This window comes from Streptomyces yokosukanensis (genome assembly GCF_001514035.1).
In the GTDB taxonomy this organism is placed as follows: domain Bacteria; phylum Actinomycetota; class Actinomycetes; order Streptomycetales; family Streptomycetaceae; genus Streptomyces; species Streptomyces yokosukanensis.
Genome location: NZ_KQ948251.1, coordinates 1 through 8,120 on the forward strand (window position 1 = coordinate 1; position 8,120 = coordinate 8,120).

An 8,120-nucleotide genomic window follows, 5' to 3' on the forward strand; every position below is an offset into this window, starting at 1 on the left:
AAGCTGGTCCACGGAGCGAAGGTCCCCACCAGCTACGCCGCACTGACCGCGAACGTGAAAGCGGATCCGTCGCACAACCCGCTGGTCAGCTACTCACCCAACAACCCGCTCGGGTACGAGGCGGTCTACGGGCTCATCCACATCCTGGGCGCCGACACCGTCTACCAGCAGCTCGACACCCTCGGCCCGCACACCAACACCTTCGACGAGGGCCTGGACGGCCTGCAGCACCTGGTCCAGGGCGGCGCCACGACCGGCTGGTTGTCCAGCGGCATCGCCCAGGCCGTCGTCCCTCAGTACAAGGGCCTCCTGAAGTACGGGTACATGAGCGATGCCACCCCGCTGACCCCGCGCCTGATCAGCCAGACCTCTGGAGCCGCCTCGCCCGCCTCCGCGCAGCTGTTCCTCGACTTCGTCTTCAGCGAGACGGGCCAGCAGGTCATGTGCGCCGCCGGGATGGAGGCGTCGATGAACGGCTTCAAGCCCGCCACCGGCTGCACCTCGGACCTAGCGGATCTGGCCAAGCACGTCCCCGCCGCGAAAACCTATCTTGTCCCGGTGTCACGGGACGTGGTCGACCAGCAGAAGACGATCACCGACCACTGGAGCAAGGCCCTCGGCCGCTGACCCGCCATGACACTGGACACTCTCCCCTCACGGGCCGCCCCGCAGCAACGCGGCCGGCGCCGACTCGCCCCTGCCGCCCCCGGCCAGTACCTGGTCTGGGCCCTGGTCGCGGTGCTGGCCCTGGCACCGCTGGCGCCCCTGGTCTACACCTCGGTGCTGTCCAAGCCCTACTACCTGCCCGGCGGCGTCTTCAGCATGGACGCCTACCGGCAGTTGTTCACCGACCCCGCCATCCGCACTGCTGCCCTGAACACCCTCGTCTTCGCCACCTGCGCCACTACGGCCGCGGTCGTGCTCGGCGCCGCCTTCGCCGTCCTGGTCACCCGCACCGACCTCCCGGGGCGGCGCCTGCTCGGTCCCGCGCTGCTGGCACCGCTGCTCATCCCTCCGCTCGGTCTGATCGTCGGCTGGGAGTCGCTGTACGGACCATCCGGCTACCTCACCCAGCTCTGGCACAGAAACCTGCACCTGCCCGTCTGGAACCTCACCTCACTCCCAGGCATGTCGGCGCTGGGCGCCGTGGTCACTCTCCCCATCGCCTATCTGACCTGCAAAGCAGTGCTGGAAGGCGCCGACGGGACGCTGGAGGACGCCGTCCGCGCCTCGGGCGGCGGCACCCTCCTCGTGCTGCGCACGGTGACCGTACCGATGCTGCGCACCGCGCTGCTCGACAGCGGCATGCTGATCTTCACTCTCAGCCTGGAGGTGCTCGGCATCCCGCTCTTCCTGGGCCGACCGGTGAACATCCAGTTCATCGCCAGTTACCTCTACGACTCCTGGTCCAACAGCCCCGTCCCCGACCCGCCGATCGTCTCCGCCGGAGCGATCCTGCTGCTGGTGGTGACCTCCGGCATCCTGCTGTTGCGCGGACGGCTGCTGCGCCACTCCACCCGCTACACCGCCGGCACCCGCGCCACCCCGCCCGCGCACCCGATCGACCTGGGCCGCTGGCGCGCGCCGCTCGCCGGCGCATCGGCCGCCTTCGTCGCGCTCACCTCGGCGATCCCGCTGCTGGGCCTGGCCCTGATGTCGAACGTCACCTCCCTGACCACTCTGGTGGCGCCCTGGCACCTGTGGACGGGCGACAACTGGCGGCAGATCTGGACCGACCCCACCCTGCACCGCGCCATCACCGACAGCCTGACCGTGGCCGCGATCGGCAGCCTCGCCACGGTCGTCCTCGTCGCCCTGGCCACCGTGATCGCCCACCGCTCCGGGTTCCGGCTGCGGCGCACCCTACCCGCTCTCCTTGTCTATCCGCGGGCCACGCCCGGCATCGTTTTCGGCGTCGGCTTCTTCTGGCTCTTCCTCATCGCGGACTGGCCTGGTGCCATGCTCCGCACCAGCCTGTGGGGCGAGTTGGTCGCGCTGTGCGTGCGCAACATGACCCTCTCCTACATCGTTCTCGCGCCGGCTCTGGCCCGGCTCAGCCCCGAGCTGGCGAAGGCATCGGCGGCCTCGGGCGCCGGCTGGTGGACCACCACCCGCCGCATCACCCTGCCCCTGCTGCGGCCCGCGCTGCTCAGCGCCCTGGTGCTGATGTTCGTGACCCTGATCAGCGACTACGACCCGGTGGTCTTCCTGACCAAACCTGGCACCGAACTCATGGGCACCACCATGCTCCAGACCTGGGCCAAAGGGCTGCCGGGACCGGTCGCCGCCCTGGCCCTGGTCCAAGTCCTCCTGGTCACTGTCGCCCTGGCCCTCGGCCTGGGCTGGACCCTGCGCAAGAAAGCCCACCGCCATGCCTGAGATCACCGTCCGCCGGCTGACCCAGACCTTCGGGGCCACCAAAGTCCTCGACCAGGTCGACTTCACCGTCCCCGACAGCCGCTTCGTGACCCTGCTCGGCCCCAGTGGCTGCGGCAAGACCACCACGCTCATGTCCATCGCCGGGTTCCACACCCCTGACGCAGGCACCATCGCCCACGGCGACCGCGTACTGTTCGACGCTGCAGGACGCAGTCTGCCCGCCGAGCAGCGCGACCTCGGCGTCGTCTTCCAGTCCTATGCGCTGTGGCCGCACCTGACCGTTGCCGAGAACGTCACCTTCCCGCTCAGGATCCGCAAAGCCGGGCGGCTTGAGATGAAGCAACGCGTCACCGACGTCCTCGAACTGGTCGAACTCGTCCCACGAGCCGACGCCTACCCCCACGAGCTGTCCGGCGGGCAGCAGCAGCGGGTCGCCCTGGCCCGCGCCCTCGCCCATGGCCCCAGCGCACTGCTGCTGGACGAGCCGTTCTCCAACCTGGACGCCAAACTCCGCGACCGCGCCCGCGAATGGCTCGGCGAACTGCAGCGCGACCTCGGCATCACCACCGTCTTCGTCACCCACGACCAGACCGAGGCGCTCGCCATGAGCGACCACATCCTGGTCATGAACGGCGGCCGCATCGTCCGTGCCGGCACCCCCGAGGACGTCTACCAGCGCCCCGGCAACCGCTTCGTCGCCGAATTCCTGGGCCGCTGCAACTTCATCACCGGCACGGCCCGCAACCTCGACCGCTCCACATGGCTTCTGCAAGCCCCTCACCTGCCCGGCGGCCTGCCCTTCCACACGCCCACCCCGCCGCCGCCCGGACCGCTCACCCTCGCCCTGCGCCCCGAAGCCCTCCTCCTCGACACCCCCGCGGCTCCGGGCGCACCCACCTGGCAGGCGGAGATCACCCACGCCACCTTCCTCGGCGACCACTACCTCTACACCGTCAGGGTCGGCCCCCACGAACTACAGGCGCTCCACCGCCGCAGGCTCCCCGAAGCCACTGTCCAGATCACCCTCGCCCCCGACAGCGCCACCCTCGTCACCGACGACCCCGCCCCGTTCCCCACCGAGGGCCCTGTTCCCTCAACATCCCAGCCTACGTTTGACAATGTGCTGTAGCAGATATCGAATACGCCCATGCCGCTTCCCTCACTCAGCTCGCAGACCCTGTCCGACCAGGCCTACCAGGCTCTTCGGGCGGCGATCGTCCAAGGCGAGCTGGCTTGGGGCGAGAAGATCACCGAGCGCGGACTGGCCGAACGCCTCGGCGTCAGCCCCACACCCGTCCGCGAAGCCCTGCGCCGACTGGAGCAGGAGCAGCTCGTCGAGCGCACCGGACCGCGCTCGCTGCGCGTGGCCACTGTCTCCCCGCTCGTCCGCAGCGAGAGCGGCACCATCGAAGCCGCCCTGGAAGCAGTCGCCGCACGCTTCGCCGCCCAGAAGGCCACCCCCGAGCAGCTGGACCGCATGCAGCGACACCTGGACGAGGCTGACGAGGCCGCCGAGGCACTGCGCACCGACCGTGACGCCGGACGCACGCTCTCCGCCGAGCAGATCGAGCGACTCTTCAACGCCGTCCGCGACTTCCATCGCGAGGTCGAGGCGGCCGCCGACAACATCCAGCTGAGCCGAACCCTGGAGCAGGTGCGGGCCTTCAGCCGGTCCGAGCGGCTGAGCATCGCCTCCGCTCAGGTCGCAGCCGGCCGCACGGCCGGGCAGGAGCGGCGCTACCACCAGCACCATGAGCTGCTGGACGCCCTCCGCGCCCGCGATTCCGACCGTGCCGATCAGCTCGCCCGAGCCCACGCCCTGTCCGCTGTCGGCGAGCTCGTCGGCTGGGACCATGCCCGAGACGCGGTCTCAGACACCCCGGCGGACTGAGGGAAGGAATCCCGCAGTCCCCAGCAGGGATTGCCCGCACGGGCGGTATCACGCGGCGTACAAACCTGCCCACATGAGGACTGCTATAGCAAATAGCATAGCCGGGAGTGGTCCTGCCGGCGAAGGAGGAGACATGGAGTTCAAGATTCTCGCCCCCACCGGGGCCCTCGGTGCGGGCTTCGGCGCCGAGTCGCTCGCGCTCGGGGTGGCCATGAAGCCCGACGTCATCGCCTGCGACGCCGGGTCCACCGACAGCGGCCCGTACTATCTGGGCAGCGGAGAGCCCAAACTGTCCCGCGAGGCCGTCACCCGCGACCTGCGACTGCTGCTCAAGGCCCGCGACGGCCTGAACGTGCCGCTCATCATCGGATCCTGCGGCACCAGCGGCCGCGGCGAGGGCGTCGACCGTGTCGCCGCCATGGCCAGGGAGATCGCAGCGCAGGAAGACCTGACCTTCAAGCTGGCGCGGATCTACTCCGACCAGGACTCCGACACCCTCGCCCGGCGCTTCACCGAGGGCCGGATCCAGCCGCTGGACGGTGCCCCGGAACTGGATCTGGACACCCTCATCTCCAGCCACGTCGTGGGGATGATGGGCGTCGAACCAATCCAGCAAGCCCTGCGCGACGGGGCGCAGGTGGTGCTGGCCGGGCGCGCCAGCGACACCGCGCTGTACGCGGCCTACCCCCACATGCACGGCGCCGACCCCGGTCTGACTTGGCATGCCGCCAAGACCATCGAGTGCGGCGCCGCCTGTGCCATCCCGCCCAGCGCCGACGGGCTCTTCGTCCACCTTCGTGACGACCACTTCGACGTCGAGCCGCTCGACCCGGACTCCCGGCTGACCCCGTACTCCGTCGCTGCGCACACCCTGTACGAGAACGCCAACCCCCACCTGATCGCCGAGCCGTCCGGAACGTTGGACACGACCGACGCCACCTATACCGCCCTCGACGGCCGCCGGGTGCGCGTGGCCGGCGCCCGCTACCTGCCGGCCGAGACCTACACCGTCAAGCTCGAGGGCTCCCGGCTGGTCGGCTACCAGACCATCGCGCTCGGCGGCATCCGCGACCGCGTCGTGATCGAGCAGCTGCCCAAGCTCCTACCGTTCGCTCACGACTACTTCGCCACCAAGATCCAGGACGTCTTCCAGGGCCGCGTCGACCCTGACGACGTCACCATCGACTACCGCCTCTACGGCCAGGACGCCGTCCTCGGGGCACGCGACCCACAGCGCGCGGAGCCCGTACACGAGCTGGGCATGCTGATCACAGTGACGGCACCCACCCAGGAGACCGCGCACGCCGTGGCGACCTTCGTCGCCCACACCTCCTCCCATCTGCCCATCTCCGGCTACGACGGCCTGGCCAGCACCGTCGCCTACCCCTTTTCCCCGCCGGAGACCGACCGCGGCCCCGTCTACCGCTTCACCCTCCACCACGTCGCCCTGCCCGAGACCCCGTACGAGATGTTCTCCGCCGTCCACGAAGAGGTCACCGGATGACCCGGCTGCTCGACCTGTGCTCGCTGATCCGCTCCAAGAACGCCGGCCCGTTCTGGCTCACCTTCGACTTCGTGGCCCGCGACCAGGCCAGCTTCGAACGAATCGCGCAACCAAGCGTGTTCACTCCCCAGCTGTTCGCCGAACTGTACGGAGCGGACCCGGCACACATCCTGATCGTCCGTCACGAGCGCGCCCAGGCGGTGAAGGTCTCCTTCCCCCGCCCCGTTCGCCAAGGCGATCTCACCGACAGCGACAGCTACGGAGGTCAGCAGTACGCGCCACTGGTCGACTTGGAGGTCCCCGAGCCCGTCGGCTGATCCCGCCTACTGACTTCGGCGTATGAGAGTCCGTCCGGCTCATCGAGAGTGAGCCCCGTCCCGGCGAGGAATCCACCGAGGATGCCGTGCCGGTACTGCAGCGCCTTCAGTCGCTGGCGGAGCAGAATCTCCAGCTCTGTGAGGGTGTGGGCGGTCAGGTTGGCCAGGCTCCGTTTGATGTGCGCCCACAGGGCCTCCACCGGATTCAGCTCGGGCGCATATCCGGGCAGCAGCACACGGTCAGCCACTCGCGCTCCGCCACGAGCGCCTTCATCGTCTTCGAGACGTGGGTGCTCAGCCGGTCCCACACCACGATCAGTGGGGCCTTGAGTAGTTGGTGGGCGCCGTCGAGCAGGTGGACGTAGTCCCTCTCGCCAAGCGAGCGGCGCTCGCTCTTGCGGCCGGAGACCTTGACCCTCGGGGTGATGCCGCGTCGGCCCCAGGTGCGGCCCGTGGGCGGACGGCCGGTCACACCCGCTTCGTCCGCGAAGCAGATCCATGCCCTGGGCGCCGCCCTGCTGGTTTTACCTCCTGCCAGGTCACGTCCCGCCACATGGCGGCGGCTTCCTCGTCGCGCTCGGCGGTGGGACGGGCGGGCACCTGCACGCTGCCCATCCGGGGCAGGAGCCGGCCCACCCCGGAGACGCTGCAGGAGAGGTGGAACTTCCGCCCGATCAGCGTGCGTACCCGGGAGGCGGTCCACACCTGGTCGCCCACCCAGCCGTGCGCGGCCGGCCCCTCCTCCAGCCATGTCGCGAGCTTGGCCTGCAGGTGGGGGCCGAGCCGGCAGTCGTAGCCGGAGGATCCCTTGGAACGCAGCGCCTCGCGTCCGCCTGCCTTCCAGACGCGGCGCCACTGGTGGACCGACTTCTCGCTCACCCGTAACTCCCGGGCGATGCACGGGACTTTCATGCCCTTCTCCAAGAGGCCAACGGCCCGCATCCGTACCTCTTCCCGGCGCTTGCGCTGCTCGGCGGTCAGCCCGCCACCGTCCGGATACCGCATGCCTCCGCGGTACCAGCCCGGACGGGCCACGTCACCGGTCCCGACAAAGATCCAGACCTCAAGACGCCGAAGTCAGTAACGAGCGGCGAGCGAAGTGACATGTGGCTGAGCGTGATGCTCAGGCCGTGCCGTGCCGTGCCGTGCCGTGCCGTGCCGCGCCTCGCCGGGCACGGGTCACTTGATCGACGTGATCCAGTCGTCGACGGTGACGACGTCGGCCTGCACGGGGAAGACCTTCTCGGTGAGCACCTGGTGCACCTCGGCGTCGGCGTCGAGGCAGCCGTCTGCCAGTACGGTGAGGCCGAAGTCCAGGTCGGCGGCTTGACGCAGGGTGGACAGCACGACTCCGCTGGTGGCGATACCGGTGAGGATCAGCCCGTCGATCTCGTGGGCGCGCAGGAGCAGGTCGAGGTCGCTGCCCACGAATGCGCTGGCAGGCCTCCTCGTCACGACGGGATCGGCCGGCCGGGGCGCGATGTCCGGGTGGATCTCGGCGCCTGGGTCCTCGTCGGTGAACTCGACACCGCCGCCGAGCCCGATTCGTTGCTGCGTGGGTGATGGCCCGCAGCGTGACCTCGGGGTCACTGTTGCCGAATTCCAGGCAGCGGCGATGGTTGGGGTTCCAGTCGTCGGGGACTTCATGGATCTGTGGCATAGGAGGTTCCAGGTGTGCTGACGGGCGGTGCGCAGATGGGGATGGACGGCGCGCGAAGCCGAGTGGAACGAGGGAGAGGGGCGAGTTCTACGCGGCGGTGTCGAAGTCGGACTGCTTGGGGCCGGCCTTGGCGACGGCACGGTCGGTGATGCCCTTCGAGGCACGGGCGGAGGCAGCGGACAGCTCGTCGGCGCCGGGCTCGAGATACGAGGGGCGCAGGTCGAGCATCGCGGCGCGCATGCCGGTGGCGAAGCAGAGCGCGGTGCCCTTGGCAGGGCGCGGATGGCGTCGGCGGCCAGGATCCGCTCCTGTCGCATCGACACCGAGGTTGACTTGCCGGACTCCGAGTGCGAGGTGGAGGTGGTCTCG

The 8,120-nt window shown here is 69.6% G+C and carries 6 protein-coding genes and 3 pseudogenes; 6 read left to right on the forward strand and 3 right to left on the reverse strand.

From position 1 onward, the window contains the following. The 6 genes from AQI95_RS43295 to AQI95_RS43320 form a co-directional block, all read left to right on the forward strand. A partial coding sequence (locus AQI95_RS43295) for a hypothetical protein (protein WP_159056745.1) occupies nucleotides 1-627 on the forward strand: 627 nt, incomplete at its 5' end. Nucleotides 628-633: 6 nt separating this feature from the next. Next, complete coding sequence (locus AQI95_RS43300) at nucleotides 634-2,379, forward strand: ABC transporter permease (protein WP_067136918.1); 1,746 nt, start codon at nucleotides 634-636, stop codon at nucleotides 2,377-2,379. Next, a complete protein-coding gene (locus AQI95_RS43305; protein WP_067136920.1) occupies nucleotides 2,372-3,508 on the forward strand; it encodes an ABC transporter ATP-binding protein in 1,137 nt (378 codons plus the stop codon). Before AQI95_RS43300 ends, AQI95_RS43305 begins: the two co-directional genes overlap by 8 nt. Before the next feature lie 18 nt (nucleotides 3,509-3,526). Continuing rightward, the gene (locus AQI95_RS43310) at nucleotides 3,527-4,270 is read left to right on the forward strand and encodes a GntR family transcriptional regulator (protein ID WP_067136922.1); all 744 of its coding nucleotides are present in this window, start codon (nucleotides 3,527-3,529) and stop codon (nucleotides 4,268-4,270) included. Nucleotides 4,271-4,403: 133 nt separating this feature from the next. Next, nucleotides 4,404-5,774, forward strand: a complete 1,371-nt coding sequence (locus AQI95_RS43315) for an acyclic terpene utilization AtuA family protein (RefSeq protein WP_067136924.1) — start codon at nucleotides 4,404-4,406, stop codon at nucleotides 5,772-5,774. Next, entirely contained in the window at nucleotides 5,771-6,091 is a 321-nt protein-coding gene (locus AQI95_RS43320; RefSeq protein WP_067136926.1) for a DUF4387 domain-containing protein, read from the forward strand. Before AQI95_RS43315 ends, AQI95_RS43320 begins: the two co-directional genes overlap by 4 nt. A 35-nt stretch (nucleotides 6,092-6,126) precedes the next feature. On the opposite strand, the pseudogene AQI95_RS50530 reads toward AQI95_RS43320, so the two are convergent. The 3 pseudogenes from AQI95_RS50530 to AQI95_RS43345 form a co-directional block, all read right to left on the reverse strand. Continuing rightward, nucleotides 6,127-7,096: pseudogene (locus AQI95_RS50530) on the reverse strand (transposase); the annotation flags it as partial. A 174-nt stretch (nucleotides 7,097-7,270) separates the two neighbouring features. Then, nucleotides 7,271-7,681 (reverse strand): annotated as a pseudogene (locus AQI95_RS43340) (cysteine hydrolase family protein); the annotation flags it as partial. Nucleotides 7,682-7,838: 157 nt separating this feature from the next. Next, nucleotides 7,839-8,120 (reverse strand): annotated as a pseudogene (locus AQI95_RS43345) (hypothetical protein); the annotation flags it as partial.